General features: G+C 66.8%; 16 protein-coding genes. 11 read left to right on the forward strand and 5 right to left on the reverse strand.

Annotation, left to right across the window (positions count from 1 at the left end; genetic code table 11):
- Nucleotides 1–15: 15 nt before the first annotated feature.
- On the reverse strand, nt 16–702 hold the full coding sequence (locus ASD94_RS12690) for a TetR family transcriptional regulator (protein ID WP_056643462.1): 687 nt from the start codon (nt 700–702) through the stop codon (nt 16–18).
- A 169-nt stretch (nt 703–871) separates the two neighbouring features.
- Between ASD94_RS12690 and ASD94_RS12695 the strand changes: the two genes are divergently transcribed.
- The 4 genes from ASD94_RS12695 (at nt 872) to ASD94_RS12710 (ending at nt 4,583) form a co-directional block, all read left to right on the forward strand.
- A complete protein-coding gene (locus ASD94_RS12695) occupies nt 872–2,296 on the forward strand; it encodes an FAD-binding oxidoreductase (protein ID WP_056643464.1) in 1,425 nt (474 codons plus the stop codon).
- Between the two features lie 146 nt (nt 2,297–2,442).
- The gene (locus tag ASD94_RS12700; protein WP_056643465.1) at nt 2,443–3,246 is read left to right on the forward strand and encodes a hypothetical protein; all 804 of its coding nucleotides are present in this window, start codon (nt 2,443–2,445) and stop codon (nt 3,244–3,246) included.
- Nucleotides 3,247–3,370: 124 nt separating this feature from the next.
- On the forward strand, nt 3,371–3,739 hold the full coding sequence (locus ASD94_RS12705) for a DUF1801 domain-containing protein (protein ID WP_056643470.1): 369 nt from the start codon (nt 3,371–3,373) through the stop codon (nt 3,737–3,739).
- 103 nt (nt 3,740–3,842) lie between these two features.
- Complete coding sequence (locus ASD94_RS12710; protein WP_056643472.1) at nt 3,843–4,583, forward strand: metallophosphoesterase; 741 nt, start codon at nt 3,843–3,845, stop codon at nt 4,581–4,583.
- A 57-nt stretch (nt 4,584–4,640) separates the two neighbouring features.
- On the opposite strand, the gene ASD94_RS12715 is transcribed toward ASD94_RS12710, so the two are convergent.
- A complete protein-coding gene (locus tag ASD94_RS12715; protein ID WP_056643474.1) occupies nt 4,641–4,985 on the reverse strand; it encodes an antibiotic biosynthesis monooxygenase in 345 nt (114 codons plus the stop codon).
- Nucleotides 4,982–5,326: an NIPSNAP family protein gene (locus tag ASD94_RS12720; protein WP_056643475.1), complete on the reverse strand. Its 345-nt coding sequence runs from the start codon at nt 5,324–5,326 to the stop codon at nt 4,982–4,984. Before ASD94_RS12720 ends, ASD94_RS12715 begins: the two co-directional genes overlap by 4 nt.
- Before the next feature lie 79 nt (nt 5,327–5,405).
- On the opposite strand from ASD94_RS12720, the gene ASD94_RS12725 reads away from it, so the two are divergent.
- Both ASD94_RS12725 and ASD94_RS12730 read left to right on the forward strand, forming a co-directional pair.
- Complete coding sequence (locus tag ASD94_RS12725; RefSeq protein ID WP_056643476.1) at nt 5,406–6,134, forward strand: helix-turn-helix transcriptional regulator; 729 nt, start codon at nt 5,406–5,408, stop codon at nt 6,132–6,134.
- The gene (locus ASD94_RS12730; protein ID WP_199226424.1) at nt 6,128–6,454 is read left to right on the forward strand and encodes a YnfA family protein; all 327 of its coding nucleotides are present in this window, start codon (nt 6,128–6,130) and stop codon (nt 6,452–6,454) included. The genes ASD94_RS12725 and ASD94_RS12730 overlap by 7 nt, the downstream gene beginning before the upstream one ends.
- Nucleotides 6,455–6,504: 50 nt before the next feature.
- Here the strand turns inward: ASD94_RS12730 and ASD94_RS12735 are convergent, their stop codons facing one another.
- Nucleotides 6,505–8,094, reverse strand: coding sequence for an ABC transporter substrate-binding protein (locus ASD94_RS12735; RefSeq protein WP_056643478.1), 1,590 nt, complete (start codon nt 8,092–8,094; stop codon nt 6,505–6,507).
- Nucleotides 8,095–8,259: 165 nt separating this feature from the next.
- The gene (locus tag ASD94_RS12740; RefSeq protein ID WP_056643642.1) at nt 8,260–8,745 is read right to left on the reverse strand and encodes a BON domain-containing protein; all 486 of its coding nucleotides are present in this window, start codon (nt 8,743–8,745) and stop codon (nt 8,260–8,262) included.
- A 368-nt stretch (nt 8,746–9,113) separates the two neighbouring features.
- On the opposite strand from ASD94_RS12740, the gene ASD94_RS12745 reads away from it, so the two are divergent.
- From ASD94_RS12745 to ASD94_RS12765, 5 genes are all read left to right on the forward strand, one after another.
- Complete coding sequence (locus ASD94_RS12745; protein WP_056643480.1) at nt 9,114–10,178, forward strand: ligase-associated DNA damage response exonuclease; 1,065 nt, start codon at nt 9,114–9,116, stop codon at nt 10,176–10,178.
- Complete coding sequence (locus ASD94_RS12750; RefSeq protein WP_056643482.1) at nt 10,175–11,872, forward strand: ATP-dependent DNA ligase; 1,698 nt, start codon at nt 10,175–10,177, stop codon at nt 11,870–11,872. Before ASD94_RS12745 ends, ASD94_RS12750 begins: the two co-directional genes overlap by 4 nt.
- Nucleotides 11,869–14,592 carry a ligase-associated DNA damage response DEXH box helicase gene (locus tag ASD94_RS12755; RefSeq protein ID WP_056643484.1) on the forward strand — a complete coding sequence of 908 codons (2,724 nt, stop codon included), beginning with the start codon at nt 11,869–11,871 and terminating at the stop codon, nt 14,590–14,592. Before ASD94_RS12750 ends, ASD94_RS12755 begins: the two co-directional genes overlap by 4 nt.
- Nucleotides 14,593–14,597: 5 nt before the next feature.
- The gene (gene pdeM / locus ASD94_RS12760) at nt 14,598–15,335 is read left to right on the forward strand and encodes a ligase-associated DNA damage response endonuclease PdeM (RefSeq protein ID WP_156391417.1); all 738 of its coding nucleotides are present in this window, start codon (nt 14,598–14,600) and stop codon (nt 15,333–15,335) included.
- Nucleotides 15,336–15,576: 241 nt separating this feature from the next.
- Nucleotides 15,577–17,814 (forward strand): NADP-dependent isocitrate dehydrogenase, encoded by a 2,238-nt coding sequence (locus ASD94_RS12765; RefSeq protein WP_056643486.1) that lies wholly within the window; start codon nt 15,577–15,579, stop codon nt 17,812–17,814.
- Nucleotides 17,815–17,894 lie beyond the last annotated feature (80 nt).

The raw sequence follows: 17,894 nt of genomic DNA on the forward strand, positions 1-17,894 counted from the left end.
CAGACAAATGGGGGATCAGCGGCGGCGTGTGCGCGCCTTTGGAGGCACAGCAGCGGCTTCGCACCGGGCGGCAATCCAGTCGGCCAGGCAGGACAGTTGCGCCTGCTGGGCAGCATCGGGCACGGTGGGCGGTGCAGACTGTGGTGCGGGTGCAAACAACTGCAGCAGCCCCAGCCCGCGCAGCGACGACAGCACCAGGCCCAGCAGGCCATCGCGGTCGGGCTCTGCCGCCAGTTCGGGGAAGGCGCCGAAGAAGCCTTCGTGCATGCGCGCCTGCACGATCTGGCGCAGCTCGGCAATGTGGCCCAACACTTCGGGCTGGTTGCGACAGCCCAGGTAAATGTTCCAGGCCACGATAAAGCGCGGCTGCGCATAGACCAGGATCCACACCGCCTGCACAAACTTCGCCGCCCGCTCGCGCGCTGGCAGCGCCGGGCTGGGCCAAAGCTCGCCCGAGCGCATGGTGGACTCGATCAGCTCACTGAGCACATTCATCATCAGCACCGCTTTCGATTCGAAGTGGTGCTGCACCGCGCCCGAGGTCATGCCCGCTGACTTGGCCAGCTCGTGGATGGACATCTCCTCCAGGCTGCGGTGCTGGATCACGTCGATGGCCGTGGCAATCAGGTGCTGGCGGGTGGCGGCGCTGCGCTCGGCATGGGTGCGGCGCGCTCCTGTCTTGGGGGAAACACGGTGGTTCATGGTGCTTTCACAATATACATTTCGAACGTAATGTATTTATGCAGACGCGGACCCACAAGTCCGTGAATACCCGCATCCCGAAGCGGGCCCAAGGTGGATCACCAGAGGCCACACACGGGGCCGAACCTAGAATGCTTCTCACTGACCGCACCCACCGGAGACACACACCATGAACGCCCCCACCGCTGCCGCCCACCTGCTGCCCGAAATCCAACTGCGCGACGTGCCCCAGGCCCTCATCGATGCGCTGCAAGCCCGCTTCGGCGCGCAGTGCTCACTGGCCCAAGCCGTGCGCGAACAACACGGGCGCGACGAAGGTTCGTTGCAGGCCCCGCCGCCCAGCGCCGTGGTGTTTGCCGAAAGCACGCAGGACGTGGCCGACGCGGTGAAGCTGGCCAGCCAGTACGACGTGCCCGTGATCCCCTACGGCGCGGGCTCATCGCTCGAAGGCCATCTGCTGGCCGTGCAGGGCGGCATCAGCATCGACGTGAGCCGCATGAACCAGGTGCTCAGCATCAACGCCGAAGACCTCACCGTGACGGTGCAGCCCGGCATCACGCGCAAGCAGCTCAACGAAGCCATTAAGGACACGGGCCTGTTCTTCCCGATCGACCCCGGCGCCGACGCCAGCATCGGCGGCATGAGCGCCACGCGCGCCAGCGGCACCAACGCCGTGCGCTACGGCACCATGCGTGAAAACGTGCTGGCGCTGGAGGTGGTGACCGCCAGCGGCGAGATCATCCACACCGGCACGCGTGCCAAGAAGAGCAGCGCGGGCTACGACCTCACGCGCCTGATGGTGGGCAGCGAAGGCACGCTGGGCATCATGACCGAGATCACCGTGCGCCTGTACCCGCTGCCCGAAGCAGTGAGCGCCGCCATCTGCTCCTTCCCGAGCATCGAAGCGGCCGTGCGCACCACCATCCAGATCATCCAGATCGGCGTGCCGATTGCGCGTGTGGAACTCATCGACCACCACACTGTGCGCATGGTGAACGCGCACAGCAAGCTGACCCTGCGCGAGGAACCCATGCTGCTGATGGAGTTCCACGGCTCGCCCGCCAGCGTGAAGGAGCAGGCCGAGTTGGTGCAGGACATCGCCAATGAATTTGGCGGCCAGGCCTTTGAATGGGCCAGCACGCCCGAAGAGCGCACCCGCCTGTGGACCGCACGGCACAACGCCTACTTCGCCGCCGTGCAAAGCCGCCCCGGCTGCCGCGCCATCAGCACCGACACCTGCGTGCCCATCAGTCGCCTGGCAGACTGCCTGCTCGAATCGGTGGACGAGGTGGAAGCCAGCGGCATCCCCTACTTCCTCGTCGGCCACGTGGGCGACGGCAACTTCCACTTCGGCTACCTCATCGACCCGAACAGCGCCGAAGAACGCACCAAGGCCGAAGCCATGAACCACACCCTGGTGGCCCGGGCCCTGAGCATGGGCGGCACCTGCACGGGTGAGCACGGCGTGGGCATCCACAAAATGGGCTTTTTGCTGGACGAAACCGGCACCGGCGCGGTGGACATGATGCGCGCCATCAAACGCGCGCTGGACCCGAAGAACATTCTGAATCCGGGGAAGATTTTCATCCTGTGATTGCTACTCTATTGATAGCTTAAAATACAATACCGGCAGGCGGAATCGGCTATTTTCTTGCATTCTTGTAGCACGCTGCGTACAGCTGGGCGCTCAGGCCCACCTCGCCTGTCCCCATGGGCCGTGCCCATGCAGGGGTGCACACTATGACCACTCCCGAAGCCGTGATTGCTTCGTACCTGGACCACATCCAGGACGAAGCCTATATCGAGGCAGCCCTGGCGCGCCACGGCGCGGCTGCGCTGGTGGATGCCGCCGTGCGCCTCGTACGCAGCCTGGAGACAGAGCGCTTCGATGACGCTGTCCTGTTCATCCGTGATGTCTCCATCGGACTTTTTCAGCAAGAGATCACGCTCGCATTTCGCGCACTGCTGCCAGGCTCGGGCCTGTTCGACGCGCTCGACCGGTGCCTGCGCGCGCCCGCTTTTCATATCCGCAGCCAGGCGGCCTACACGTTCGGAAAACTGAGCTACCCCGACAGCGCAGACCGCCTCATCCGCGTTCTGGAGGAGCGGCGCGACACAGACCCGCTGCTGGCACCCCAGCTCCTGTTCGAGATCCGCTGGTTGAGGTGGGACGACGAGGCCCATTGGCGGCGCATCCAGTGGCTCGCCGAAGCGCCCGAGGACGTCTGCCGCTGGGCGGCGCTGCAAGCGATTGAGGACACGGCCTCATGCCCGCCCGGAACCCCCATTGACGCGCTGTTGGCCGCTCTGCAGAACGACCGCTTTGACTACATCCGGGCTGAGGCCACCGGCCTGCGAAACAGGTCGAACCGGCAAACCCTCACACCTCAAGAGCCAATGGCCGCTGCCAAGCACACGCCCATGGCGTTTCGCGACCTGTCCATCCGCTTCTGGCACCACCACACCGCAGCCGACTACACCCCCGCCGACCTGCGGGCCTTTCTGGCACAGCAGGCGCCACCGCAGGGCAGGATCACAGCCTGACCACCGATGCCAAGATCCTGGAGAGCACCGCCCGATTCAGGACCGGATTGTCTCCTCTGCTGCCACCCCGTTGTCAGCAACATCGCCTACGCTGCGCACTGTCCGCAGCTCTCACTCGCACACCGTGGCCACACGCTCTGCCCCCGCATTGCTTGAAGACATCCGCTTCCTTGGCGAAACCCAGTACGCCATGGTGCAGGCCGTGCGCGCCCTGGTGCTGCAGCCGCCTTTTGAGGCGCCCACGGAAGAGGTGAAATACGGTGGCATTCTGTTTGCCGCGCAGGGGGTGTCGTTCTGCGGCGTGTTCGCCTACCAGGGGCATGTGTCGGTGGAGTTCGGGCGGGGCGCGCACATCAGCGACCCCTTCGCCCACCTGGAGGGGGCGGGCAAGGAGCGCAGGCACCTGAAGCTGCGCTCTATCGACGACCTGGTGAACAAGCAACTGGCGCAGTACCTGCCCCTGGCGCTGGAAGCCGCGCGGGCAAACACATAGCATGGGGATGCATGCTGCATGCTGCATGCTGCATGCTTGCAGCGGTACAGGCGCCGACGTATCGCCGTGCTGACCCACCCACCAACCACAACACGGTTTTCCCATGCGCATTGCTTTTGTCTCGGACATCCACGGCAACCTCGCGGCCCTTGAAGCCGTAGCGGCCGACATCACGCGCCGGGGCGCCGACCGTGTGGTCAACCTGGGCGACAACCTCTCGGGCCCGCTGCTGCCGCGCGAGACGGCGCAGTGGCTCATGGCCTCGGACTGGCTCTCGCTAGCGGGCAACCACGAGCGCCAGGTGCTGCAGCTGCGCCCAGGCCACGGTGGTGCATCGGACCAGTACGCGCACGCGCAGCTCACCGAGGCGGAATTTGCCTGGATGCGCAGCCTGACCCAAACCCTGCGCCTGGAAGAAGACATGCTGCTGTGCCACGGCTCGCCGCGCAGCGACCATGAATACCTGCTCGAAACGCTGGACGGCTCCACGGTACGCGCCGCCACCCCGACCGAGATCGACGAGCGCCTGTCGGGCCAATACGCCCCGCTGGTGGCCTGCGGCCACACCCATGTGCCGCGCCAGGTGCGGCTGGGAGCGGGCGTTTTGCTGGTTAACCCCGGCAGCGTGGGCCTGCAGGCCTATGGCGACGACCACCCTGTGGCCCACAAAGTCGAGAACGGCACGCCGGATGCGTGTTACGCCATCGCGGACCGCACAGCACAAGGCTGGCAAGTGGCGCACCACCGGGTGCCTTATAACCACGAGCCCATGGCGCTGCTGGCACAAAGGAATGGCAGACCGGAGTGGGCCCACGCGCTGCGCACGGGCTACATGCCGGTGTGAGCGCCTGTTTGCGCTCTCGCAGGGGATCGCAAACCGGCTCCAGCGACGTGCGCGCAGTCAGCCGTGCACCGCGCGGGAATCGGCAGGCGCCTGTGCCCGGTCGTCCATGCCATAGTCACGCACCACCGCCGCCACGCGCAGCCGGTAGTCGGCAAACACATGGTCGCGCCCGGCCGCCTGGCTGCTGCGGTGCGCCTCTTGCTGGCGCCAGAAGGCCAAGGCCTCGTCGTCGCGCCAGAAGGACAGGGACAGCAGCTTGCCGGGCGCGCTCAGGCTTTCAAAGCGCTCGATAGAAATGAAGCCGTCGATCTGCGCCAGCAGCGGCCTGAGCGCTGCGGCTGCATCCAGATAGGCGCTGCGCTGGCCGGGCGCAGGTGTGACCTCGAAGATCACAGCCATCATGTGACGGCCCCCTGTGGGTGGGCAGGCAGGCCCAGTGTGCCTTCCACCCCCTGCGTGAACGTGCGCTCCTCGCGCAGGATGAAGCGCTTGTCCTGCGCCAGAGCAAAGTTGGCGCGGCCTTCGGGGTCGGCGCGCAGGCGGGCACGGTAGGCCTCATAGGCGGCCAGGGAGTCAAAACCGATCAAACCCCAGGCCTCGTAGTTGCTGCCTTCGTGCGGCAGAAAGTAGCCCAGCAAATGGCCGCCGCAGCGGGGAATGATCTGGCCCCAGCGGCGCGCGTATTCGGCAAACGCCTCGCGCTGGAAGGGGTCGATCTCGTAGCGGATAAAGCAGGTGATCATGAAGCTCTGGATAGGTTGGTGGACAAGGGATTCACGATAGACGGTTGACGGCACTCGATGGTTCGCCCAAGATCGAACCATGAAAGACGGCCCCCACATCGCGCGCATTGCCGCGCTCATCGGCGACAGCGCACGCGCCGAAGTCCTCACCGCCCTGATGGCGGACCGCGCGCTCACGGCCACCGAGCTGGCCGACATTGCAGGCGTGACCAAGCAGACCATCAGCGCCCACCTCGGCAAGCTTCTCGATGCGGGCCTGATCGCCGTGGAGAGCCAAGGCCGGCACCGCTACTTCCGGCTGGCGGATCGGGATGTGGCGCACTTGCTGGAGTCGCTGATGAACGTGGCGTTTCGCGCCGGTGCCGTGCGGCTGCGCGCCAGCCCCCGCGAGCCAGCGCTGCGCCGCGCGCGCATGTGCTACGACCACTTGGCGGGCGAGGTGGGCGTGCAGTTTTATGAAGCACTGGTACGCCAGGGCATGCTGCAGGCCACACCCCAAGGGGCGGCCATCACACCCGCTGGCGCGCAGTGGTTTGCGCACGTGGGTATCGACACGTCCGCGCTGGGGCAGCAACGGCGCATGGTGTGCCGCCCCTGCCTGGACTGGAGCGAGCGCCGCCACCACCTGGGCGGCGCCCTGGGCGCGGCGCTGCTGCAGCGCCTCTTCGACGGGGGATGGGCCCAACGCGCTCAGGACTCGCGCGTGGTGCACTTCACCCCCAAGGGCGAGCTGGCGCTGCGCCAGTGGCTGGCCACCCATCCGGATGCCCCAAACCTCAGTGCCCCACAAGGCCCCGCAACATGCTGAACACATTGCTGCTTTTCATCGCCACGGCCCTCGCCGAAATCGTGGGCTGTTACCTGCCTTGGCTCTGGCTCAGCCAAGGCAAGCCCGCGTGGCTCCTGTTGCCTGCGGCCGCGAGCTTGGCGCTGTTCGTATGGCTCTTGACGCTGCACGACACCACTGGCGCAGGCCGCGTGTATGCGGCCTACGGCGGGGTCTACATCGGGGTGGCACTGGTATGGCTGTGGGCGGTAGATGGCATCCGCCCCACGCCATGGGATGTGGCGGGCGTGCTGGTGGCGCTGGCGGGCATGGCGATCATCATGCTGCAACCTGCGCGCTGACGCAGACTTGCGCCGTAGGCAGGGCGCAGGCCAGCACCTCAGGAAGCGACTCAGTTCACCTTGATCAACCGCCAGTCAATGCGGTTGTCCGGCCGCTGCACCAGCTCCACGTTTTTCTTCATGGCCCAGGCCAGCATCTGGTTGTGCAGCGGGATGTGGGCCACGGTGTCGTTCTGCAGCTGCAGGCCTTCGGTCAGCAGGCGGTTGCGCACGGGCAGGTCGGTCTCGGTCTTCACGCGGTCCACGATGTAGTCCATGCGCTCATTGCTGTAGCGGCCCAGGTTGTAGTTGCCGTCGCCGCCCGTGGTCTTGGTGCGGGTGAGCGACTGCAGTGTGTACAGCGCATCGAACGTGGGCACGCCCCAGCTCAGCAGCGCGATGCTGGCCTCGTGCCGCTGGGCCATGGGGTAGTAGCTCACGGCGGGCATGGTGCGCAGCTTGGCCTTCACGCCGATGCGCGACCACATGGCGGTGATCGCCTGGCACAGTTGCTCGTCCTGCACGATGGCGTTGTTGCTGCAGGCAAAGTCCACCTCAAAGCCATCGCTGTAGCCGGCCTGTGCCAGCAGCTCTTTGGCGGCATTGGGGTCGTAGGGCAGACGCTTGTCCACCGCGTCGGTCCACCCGTTGACCAGGGGCGACACCATGGCGCCGGTGGGTTTGGACATGCCGCGCATGGTCACGCGCTGCAGGGTCGCGCCATCGATGGCCTGGTACAGCGCCTTGCGCACGCGCAGGTCCTTCAGCGGGTTCTTGCCCTTGATGTTGCCGCCGGGCAGCTCGTCGCGGAACTGGTCCATGGCCAGGTACACGGTGCGGTTCTCCACCATCTCCATGACCTTGAGGTTCGGGTTGGCCTTGATGCGGCCCAGGTCCTGGATGCTGGTGTCGCGCACCATGTCCACCTCGCCGGACAGCAACGCGGCAATGCGCGTGGCCTCGGACTTGATGGGCAGGTAGGTGATCTCGGTCACGTTGCCTTCCGCCTTGCCCGCGTTCCACCAGCCCGGGTTGGCAGCGAACACGATCTTCTGGTCGGGCACCCATTCCTTGAGCACGAACGGGCCGGTGCCCATGGCATTGCGGTGCGAATAGGTTTCGTCCTTCGCCTTGATGTCCTTAGGCTCCACCGCGTTGTTCTTCTCGGCCCAGGCTTTGCTCATCACGCGCAGCTCGGTCAGCTGGTTGAGCAGCACCGGGTTGGGGTTCTTCAGAAAGATGTCGATGGTCTCGCCATCCACCTTGGCAATGCGGTCCATGCCCTGGGTGTAGATGGCATAGGTGGAGGTCTTGCTCATCGCGCGCTGCAGCGAATAGACCACATCGTCCGCCGTCATGGGCGATCCGTCGCTGAACTTCACACCCTGGCGCAGCTTGAAGCGCATCTGCATGGGGCTGACTGGCTGCCACGACGTGGCCAGCAGCGGCTCCACCCTGAGCGTGCGGCTGTTGAACATCACCAGCGACTCATACACCGCCGCATGGATGCCGTTGCCCAGGGCGCTGTTCTGCGAATGGATGTCCATGGTCTGGATGTCGCTGGAGCCGGACCACTTGAAGGGTTTGGCCAATACGGCGGGGGAGGCAACAACTGCCAGGGCCAGGGTGGCTACCGCCGGCAATGAGAACTTGAATGGCATGGAAACTCCCTCATCAATGAAGCGTGACGAACCTGCAATATGCAGCAGGACGCGCGCCAGCCCAAGCGCTTAGCAAGCGGTGTGGTGCCAGTGATTCATCGCTGGCGCTAGGACCGTTGCGCAATCACTGCGCCTGGGATACGCGCCGCCAACTGGCCGTGCATGTCACGGCTTTTTCGGCGCAGCCAGCGGGTACCGCGCCGCCGCCGCATCCGTCCCCACCTGCAGCAGGTTGATCACCCCCATCACATCGTCCACCAGCCACACGGCTTTCTCCAGCGCGTCGGACTGCGCCTGCGACTGCACGCAACCCTTGAGCGTCACCAGCCGCCGCTCGCCCAGCACCCACACGCTGGTGTCGTCAAAGCGGCCGTCCTGCTGGATGTAGCGCTGCACGCGCGGGATGATCTCGGCGTCGTACAGGTAGGAGTTGGGCAGGCGACAGCGCCCCACGCGGTGACAACTGCCGCCATGTTGGGAACGCACATGCGCCAGCTCGCGCACCTCGGCCTCGGTGTACAGCGGGCCCTCAGGCACGGGGCATTGCGGGATGGCGCTGGTGACTTGGACGAAAGGGTCGTTGAAGGCGTTGGTGCGCGGGGGGCCGTCGGCAGAAGCCTGGGCGGCTCCCCCTGCAGCGCACAGGGCCATGGCCGAGCCGCCCAGCAGGGCACAAAGCGACCGATACGACGGATACAAGCGCATGGATGAATCCCCGGCTGCGGGCCAGCGCCGCAGGCGACGCCATCCTACGGGCGTGGTGTTTTGCAGTAAAGACAGGCGCCGGTACGCAGAACGCGGCGCAGTCCTGCAGACGGCCCAATCCACAACGGGATGATGGAGGGCATGCTCCGGCAGCGGGACGACCCCGCAGACCAAACGCTTCATTATTGATAGCGAACAAGGCATATAACACCGGCGCATGCAGCAGATTGAATGCCCAAAAGGCCTGCAACACCCCGCCGCGCAAACCCGGGCGGCCCCACCGACTTTGCCTTGCCGCCTACGATGCCACACGCATGCTCCGCAATGACTTGATCGTCCACCGCCCCGAAGGCCTGTACTGCCCGCATGGCGACTTCTACATCGACCCCTGGCGGCCGGTGGAGCGGGCCGTGATCACACACGCCCATTCAGACCACGCACGCATGGGCTCGGCCCACTACCTGGCACACGAGGACAGCGCGGGCACGCTGCGCAACCGGCTGGGGGCAGACATCGCACTACAGACACTGGCCTACGGCAAGGTCATCGACCACCATGGCGTGCGCGTTTCGCTGCACCCAGCGGGCCATGTGCTGGGCTCGGCCCAGGTGCGCGTCGAACACGGCGGCCAAGTATGGGTGGCCTCGGGCGACTACAAGCTCGAAGACGATGGCACCTGCCCACCGTTCGAGCCGATGCGCTGCCACACCTTCATCACCGAATCCACCTTTGGCCTGCCCATCTACCGCTGGCCCTCGCAGCCCGTGCTGTTTGCCGACATCAATGCCTGGTGGACGGCCAACGCTGCGGCGGGCAAGGCCAGCGTGCTGTATGCGTATGCCTTCGGCAAGGCGCAGCGGCTGCTGCATGGCGTGGATGCCAGCATCGGGCCCATCGTGGTGCATGGCGCGGTGGAGCCGCTCAATGCCGTGTATCGCGCGGCCGGTGTAGACCTACCACCTACGCTGCGTGTGACGGACCCAGGCCTGACCAAGGCGGACCTGAAACGCGCACTGGTGCTGGCCCCGCCCTCGGCAGCGGGCACACCGTGGCTCAGCCGGTTTGGCGAACACTCCGACGCGTTTGCCAGCGGCTGGATGCTGGTGCGCGGCGCACGCCGACGCCGGGGCGTAGACCGGGGCTTTGTGATGAGCGACCACGCCGACTGGCCGAGCCTGCAGAAAGCCATTGGCGCCACGGGCGCGGAGCGCATCATCGTGACGCATGGCAGCACGGCCGTGATGGTGCGCTGGCTGTGCGAGCAAGGGCTGGACGCCCAGGTGTTCGCCACCGAATACGGCGCCGATGACAACGAGGACGATGCAGGGGCGGCGCCTGAGGTGCCAGGCAGCACACCTACACCCGAGGCAGCCGCATGAAGGCCTTTGCCCAGCTGTTCCAGGCGCTCGACGCCACCACCGCACAGTCGGCCAAACTCGCGGCACTGGTGGCTTACCTGCGCGTGGCACCGCCCGCCGATGCAGCCTGGGCCACGTACTTTCTCGCAGGCGGCAAACCCCGCCAGATAGTGCCCACCAAGCGCCTCAAGGTGCTGGCTCAAGAGGCTGCGGGCCTGCCCGAGTGGCTGTTCGAGGAAAGCTACCAGGCCGTGGGCGACCTGGCCGAAACGCTGGCGCTGCTGCTGCCGCTGCCCACCCAGCCCACCGAACTGACACTGGCCGAATGGATGGCCCAGCTGCTGCCCCTGCGCACCCTGCCGCCCGATGAGGTCGATACCCGTCTGCGCACGCAATGGGACATGCTGGCATCTGAGCAGCGCTTTGTGTACTTCAAGCTCATCACCGGCAACTTCCGCGTGGGGGTGTCGCGCCTGCAGGTGACGCAGGCGCTGGCCACGGTGAGTGCGCTGGACCCCAAGCGCATCGCCCATCGGCTGATGGGCTACACGCAGATCGGCAGGCAGCCGCAGGCCAGCGACTACCAGGCACTGATCGCGCCGGTGGACGACGATGCCAATACGCAGGATGCCGCCGATGCAGGCCAGCCCTACCCCTTCTTTCTGGCCCACCCGTTCAACCAGCCTGTGGCCGACATGCCCGCACTGCTGGGCACGCCCGGCGACTGGCTGGTGGAATGGAAGTGGGACGGCATCCGCGCGCAGATCGTGCGGCGCGCAGGCGCAGTCTGGGTCTGGTCGCGCGGCGAGGAACTGGTGACCGACCGCTTTCCCGAACTGGCCGAGGCCGCCCTGGCGGCCCTGCCCGATGGCACGGTGGTCGATGGCGAGATCCTGGTCTGGCTGCCCGATGAGCCCCAGCCCCGCCCCTTTGCCGACCTGCAAAAGCGCCTGGGCCGCAAGAGCCTGACCCCCAAGCTGCTGCGCGAGCTGCCCGTGGTGCTGGTGGCCTACGACCTGCTCGAACACGCCGGGCAAGACCTGCGCCAAGAGCCGCAACAAGCCCGCCGCGCGCTGCTGGAGACCACGCTGCAGCCGCCTGATGACACCGCCATCGCCCCCCCACCCCATAAGGCCCTGCGCCTGAGCGCACTGCTGCATGGCACCGACTGGCAAGACCTCGCACGCCAGCGCGAGGCCGCGCGCAGCATGGGCACCGAGGGTTTCATGCTCAAGCACCGCAGCGCGCAGTACGGCGTGGGCCGCACCAAGGATGTGGGCGTGTGGTGGAAGTGGAAGATCGACCCGATGAGCGTGGACGCGGTGCTCATCTACGCCCAGCGCGGCCACGGCCGCCGCGCAAGCCTGTACACCGACTACACCTTTGCCGTGTGGACCGGGCCGCAGGACGACCCGGAGCGCCAGCTCGTGCCGTTTGCCAAGGCCTATTCGGGCCTGACCGATGCCGAGATTGCACAGGTGGACGCCATCATCCGCAAGACCACGCGCGAGAGCTTTGGGCCGGTGCGCAGCGTGGACGCAACGCTGGTGTTTGAGCTGGGCTTTGAAGGCATCGCAAAGAGCCCGCGCCACAAGAGCGGCATTGCCGTGCGCTTTCCGCGCATGCTGCGCTGGCGGCAAGACAAACCCGTTGCGGAAGCGGATACCTTGCAAACGCTGATGGCACTGCTACCCGGGCAGGACGTTGCGGCATGAGCACCACCCACCGCCCGCGCAAGCCCCTGCCCCCGATGGCACTGAGTGCCGCAGCCGCCTGGATGGCGGCGCGGGGCTGGCAGCCGTTTGGCTTCCAGCAAGACGTGTGGCGCGCGATGGGCGAGGGTCGCTCGGGTCTGCTGCATGCCACCACGGGCGCGGGCAAGACCTATGCAGTGTGGCTGGGCGCGCTGCAGCACTTGGCGCAGGCCGATGCTGCACCTGCGCCTGCAGAAGCACCCAACGCCCGCACCGCCCTGCGCACGCGCCGCGTTGCGGCACCGCCCCTCACCGTGCTGTGGATCACGCCCATGCGCGCCTTGGCTGCCGATTCGCTGCGCGCCCTGCAGGCCCCACTGCCCGACCTGGCCCCCACATGGACCAGCGGGCTGCGCACGGGCGACACCGCCAGCGGAGAACGCGCTGCGCAAGACCGCCGCCTGCCCACGCTGCTGGTGACCACGCCCGAAAGCGTCTCGCTGCTGCTGGCCCGCGCCGATGCGCGTGAGCGCTTGGCCAGCGTGCGCCTGGTGGTGGTGGATGAGTGGCACGAGCTGGTGGGCAACAAGCGCGGCGTGCAGGTGCAGCTGGCGTTGGCGCGCCTGTCGGGGTGGAACCCGGCGCTGCAGGTGTGGGGCATGTCGGCCACGCTGGGGAACCTGGACGAGGCCCTGCACACCTTGCTGCCCCAACCTATGCCCAGTGCACCCGGCGCGCCGCAGCCACCGCCCGCCGTGCTGGTGCAGGGCCGCATCGACAAGCGTCTGGAGGTGCAGGTGATGCTGCCCGCGCGGGCCGACCGCTTTGCATGGGCGGGCCACATGGGGCTGAGCCTGTTGCCGCAGGTGGTGCAGTCGATCGAAGCGGCGGCGTCCACCTTGGTGTTCACCAACACCCGGTCGCAGGCCGAGCGCTGGTACCAGGCGCTGCTGGAGGCGCGGCCCGACTGGGCGGGCACCCTTGCGCTGCACCATGGGTCGCTGGGGCATGAGGTGCGCGACTGGGTGGAACAAGGCCTCAAGGCCGGGCAGCTCAAGGCCGTGGTGTGTACGTCCAGCCTGGACCTGGGCGTGGACTTTTTGCCCGTGGAGCAGGTCCTGCAGATCGGCTCGGCCAAGGGCGTGGCGCGGCTGGTGCAGCGCGCGGGCCGCTCGGGCCATGCGCCGGGGCGCAGCTCCAGCATCACACTGGTGCCCACGCACAGCCTGGAGCTGGTGGAGGCCGCCGCCGCGCGCCACGCGCTGGCACAGGGCCGTATGGAAGACCGGCACACGCCACGTGCGCCGCTGGATGTGCTGGTACAGCACCTGGTTACCGTGGGGCTGGGCGGCGGCTTTGTGCCTGATGTGCTGCTGGCCGAAGTGCGCCGCGCACCGGCCTACGCTGCCTTGACTGACAACGACTGGCAATGGGCGCTGCAATTCGTGCGCCAGGGTGGCGCATCGCTGGCCACCTACCCGGACTTTCACCGCGTGGTGCCGGACGACGAGGGTGTGTGGCGCGTGCCCGATGCGCGCCTGGCGCGCCGCCACCGCAGCAACATCGGCACCATCGTGAGCGACGCCGCCATGCAGGTGCAGTTTGTGAGCGGCGGGCGCCTGGGGTCGGTGGAAGAGAGCTTTATCGCGCGGCTGCGCAAGGGCGATGTGTTTATGTTTGCAGGCCGCCTGCTGGAGCTGGTGCGCACCCAGCAGATGACGGCCTATGTGCGCATCGCCCCCAAGGGCAGCGCCGCCCTGCCGCGCTGGAGCGGGGGGCGCATGCCGCTGTCGAACACGCTGGCCGATGCGATGCTGGAGCAGCTGGCGCAGGCCGAGCGCGGCGAATTCACCACGCCCGAGATGCGCTGCGCCCAGCCGCTGCTGGAGCTGCAGCAGGCCTGGTCGGCCCTGCCCACACCCGGCCGCCTGGTGGCCGAGACGCTGCACACCCGCGAGGGCTGGCACCTGTACCTGTACCCGCTGGCGGGGCGCCTGGTGCACCTGGGGCTGGCCGGGCTGCTGGGCTGGCGCGCGTCGCAGCAGGTGCCCAACACCTTCTCCATTGCGGTCAACGACTACGGGCTGGAGCTGCTGTCGGCCAAGCCGGTGGACTGGGCCACGCTGCTGCCGCAGCTAATTGGCGAAGGCACGCACACCACCATCGGTAGCGGGCTCGAAGACGAAGTGCTGGCCAGCCTGAACGCCACCGAGATGGCGCGCAGGCGCTTCCGCGAGATCGCGCGCATTGCGGGGCTCATCTTTCAAAGCCACCCGGGCGAGCAGCGCAGCAGCCGCCAGCTGCAGGCCTCTTCGTCGCTCTACTACGACGTGTTTGCGCAGTACGACCCCGGCAACCTGCTGCTGGCGCAGGCCCGTGCCGAGCTGCTGACGAACGAGCTGGACATGGAGCGCCTGGCGCACACACTGCGCGGCATGCAGGCGCAGACCCTGTCTATCCACGCGCTGGAACGCCCCACCCCATTCGCCCTGCCGCTGATGGTGGAGCGCTTTCGCGAACGCCTGAGCACCGAGACCCTGGCCGACCGCCTGGCGCGCATGGTGCAGGCGCTGGAGCAGGCGGCCGACGCCACCACGGGCACGCACCTTGCACAGCACTCCGCGCCATCCACGGACATGGCGTGGGACCTGCCCGACAGCTCTGGGCCCCGCACACCACGCGCGCGCCAGGCTGCGGCTGGGGACGCCCCCCGCCGCGCCCGCAGACGCCACGGATTCTGAGCACGATGACCACGCTTCCCTTTCACACATCCGCCCCCGAGACGCAGGCCGTCCCTGCGCTCCCCATGGGTGCGCACGCCATCACCCTGCACTGTGGCACGGGCCTGCAGCTACTGCCCCAACGCGCGCTGTGGTGGCCCGCCGCGCGCATGGTGATGGTGGCGGATGTGCATTTCGGCAAGGCGGCCACCTTCCGCCGCGCGGGGCAGCCGGTGCCCCATGGCACCACGGCCGACAACCTAGAGCGGCTGGATGCGGTGCTGGCTGCCACTGGTGCCGACCACCTGGTGTTCTTGGGGGACTTTCTGCACGCGCGCAGCGGCGCGGCCGATGCGCTGTGGCAGCAGTTGCTGCCCTGGCGCCAGCGCCATGCGCATGTGGCAATGACCCTGGTGCGCGGCAACCACGACCTGCATGCAGGCGACCCACCGGCGGCGCTGGCGGTGGCGCTGGTCAACGAGCCCTGGCAGCCCTGTGCCGATGCGCCGGTGCTGGCCTGCCACCACCCGCAGGCGGTGGCGGGCCACACGGTGATTGCCGGGCACCTGCACCCCACGCTGCGGCTGCGCGGCCCGGCACGCGATGCGCTGCGGACGCCCTGCTTTGGCTGGGGCAACGGGCAGTTGGTCCTGCCCGCCTTCGGGGCCTTCACCGGCACGGCGCCCGACACCCTGCCTGCGCACTGGGCGCAGTTTGCGGTGCTGCCTGGCCGGGTGGTGGCTGTTCCAGGGACTTTTTCGTAGGGTCTGCAGGGGGTGGCGCGCGGGCGCCAAGACGATCAAACTGCAGGGGGCCGCAGGGTGATTACCACCTATTTGGTGAAAAAAAGTGCCCTGGGCTTATGATAATTTTGCATTGTGAGATTCGATTGCAAAAACAGCGGGCTGTGACAGCCCCGAGCAAGGAGAATCAGAGAGCATCCGCGTTTGGCCCCGCTGCGACGCAGCCGGGGGCATCTACCTACTCTGTTTCGTGAGACAAGCCATGACGACCCAGCAACCTTCCATCATCTACACCCTGACCGACGAGGCACCCCGTCTGGCCACGGCTTCCTTCCTGCCCATCATTCGCACGTTTGCGGCACCGGCAGGCATCAACGTGCTGGAGAGCGACATCTCGGTGGCAGCACGCATCCTGGGTGAGTTCTCCGACTACCTGACCGAAGAACAGCGCGTGCCCAACAACCTGGCCGACCTGGGCAAGAAGACGCTGCAGCCCGATGCCAACATCATCAAGCTGCCCAACATCTCCGCATCCGTTTCGCAGCTCAAGGCGGCCATCGCCGAACTGCAGACCAAGGGCTACGCGCTGCCCGACTACCCGGACCAGCCCAAGGACGACAAGGAAAAGGAACTCAAGGCCCGCTACAGCAAGTGCACCGGCTCGGCCGTGAACCCCGTGCTGCGCGAAGGCAACTCCGACCGCCGCGCGCCCAAGGCCGTGAAGGAATACGCGCGCAAGAACCCGCACAGCATGGCCGAGTGGAGCCAGGCTTCGCGCTCGCATGTGTCGCACATGCACGCCGGCGACTTCTACCACGGCGAAAAGTCCATCACACTGGACCGCGCCCGTGACGTGAAGATGGAGCTGATCACCAAGAGCGGCAAGGCCATCGTCTTGAAGCCCAAGGTCAGCCTGCTCGACCGCGAAGTGATCGACAGCATGTTCATGAGCAAGAAGGCGCTGCTGGAGTTCTACGAGAAGGAAATCGAAGACGCGCGCAAGACGGGCGTGATGTTCTCGCTGCACGTGAAGGCCACGATGATGAAGGTGTCCCACCCCATCGTGTTCGGCCACTGCGTGCGCATCTTCTACAAGGACGCGTTCGCCAAACACGCCAAGACCTTTGAAGAACTGGGCGTGAACGTGAACAACGGCATGGTGGACCTGTACACCAAGATCGAAACCCTGCCGCAAAGCCAGCGCGACGAGATCAAGCGCGACCTGCACGCCTGCCACGAGCACCGCCCCGAGCTGGCCATGGTCGATTCCGCCAAGGGCATCACCAACTTCCACTCGCCCAACGACATCATCGTGGACGCCTCCATGCCCGCCATGATCCGCAACGGCGGCAAGATGTGGGACGCCAACGGCCGCCTGAAGGACGTGAAGGCCGTGATGCCCGAATCGACCTTCGCCCGCATCTACCAGGAGATCATCAACTTCTGCAAGTGGCACGGCGCGTTCGACCCCAAGACCATGGGCACGGTGCCCAACGTGGGCCTGATGGCGCAGCAGGCCGAAGAGTACGGCTCGCACGACAAGACCTTCGAAATCCCTGAAGACGGCGTGGCCAACATCACCGACCTGGCCACGGGCGAAGTGCTGCTGTCGCAGAACGTGGAGCAAGGCGACATCTGGCGCATGTGCCAGGTCAAGGACGCCGCGATCCGCGACTGGGTGAAGCTGGCCGTGAACCGCGCCCGCAACTCCGGCATGCCCGTGGTGTTCTGGCTCGACTCGTACCGTCCGCACGAAGCGCAGCTGATCACCAAGGTCAAGATGTACCTGCACGAGCACAACACCACCGGCCTGGACATCCAGATCATGAGCCAGGTGCGTGCGATGCGCTACACGCTGGAGCGCGTGATCCGCGGCCTGGACACCATCAGCGCCACCGGCAACATCCTGCGTGACTACCTGACCGACCTGTTCCCCATCATGGAACTGGGCACCTCGGCCAAGATGCTGTCCATCGTGCCCCTGATGGCCGGTGGCGGCATGTACGAAACCGGCGCGGGCGGCTCGGCCCCCAAGCACGTGCAGCAGCTGGTGGAAGAAAACCACCTGCGCTGGGACTCGCTGGGTGAGTTCCTCGCGCTGGCGGTGTCGCTGGAAGACCTGGGACTGAAGACCGGCAACGGCAAGGCCAAGGTGCTGGCCCAGACGCTGGACGCCGCCACGGGCAAGCTGCTGGACAACAACAAGAACCCCTCGCCCAAGACCGGCCAGCTGGACAACCGTGGCAGCCAGTTCTACCTGGCCCTGTACTGGGCGCAAGAGCTGGCCGCACAGACGGCCGACGCCGAACTGGCCAAACTGTTCGCTCCACTGGCCAAGCAACTGGCCGACAACGAGCAGACCATCGTGGCCGAGCTGGCCGCCGTGCAGGGCGCGCCCGCCGACATCGGTGGCTACTACCTGCCCGACGTGGCCAAGCTGGACGCCGTGATGCGCCCCAGCAAGACGCTGAACGAAGCCCTCAAGGCCGTGGCGGTCTGATGCAGGCCCCCGCTGCTGCGGCCCTGCGTCGCAGCAGCACAAAAAAAGGCCCCGCTCTGCGGGGCCTTTTTTTATGGGGC

The organism is Acidovorax sp. Root70 (assembly GCF_001428225.1).
Taxonomy (GTDB): domain Bacteria; phylum Pseudomonadota; class Gammaproteobacteria; order Burkholderiales; family Burkholderiaceae_C; genus Acidovorax.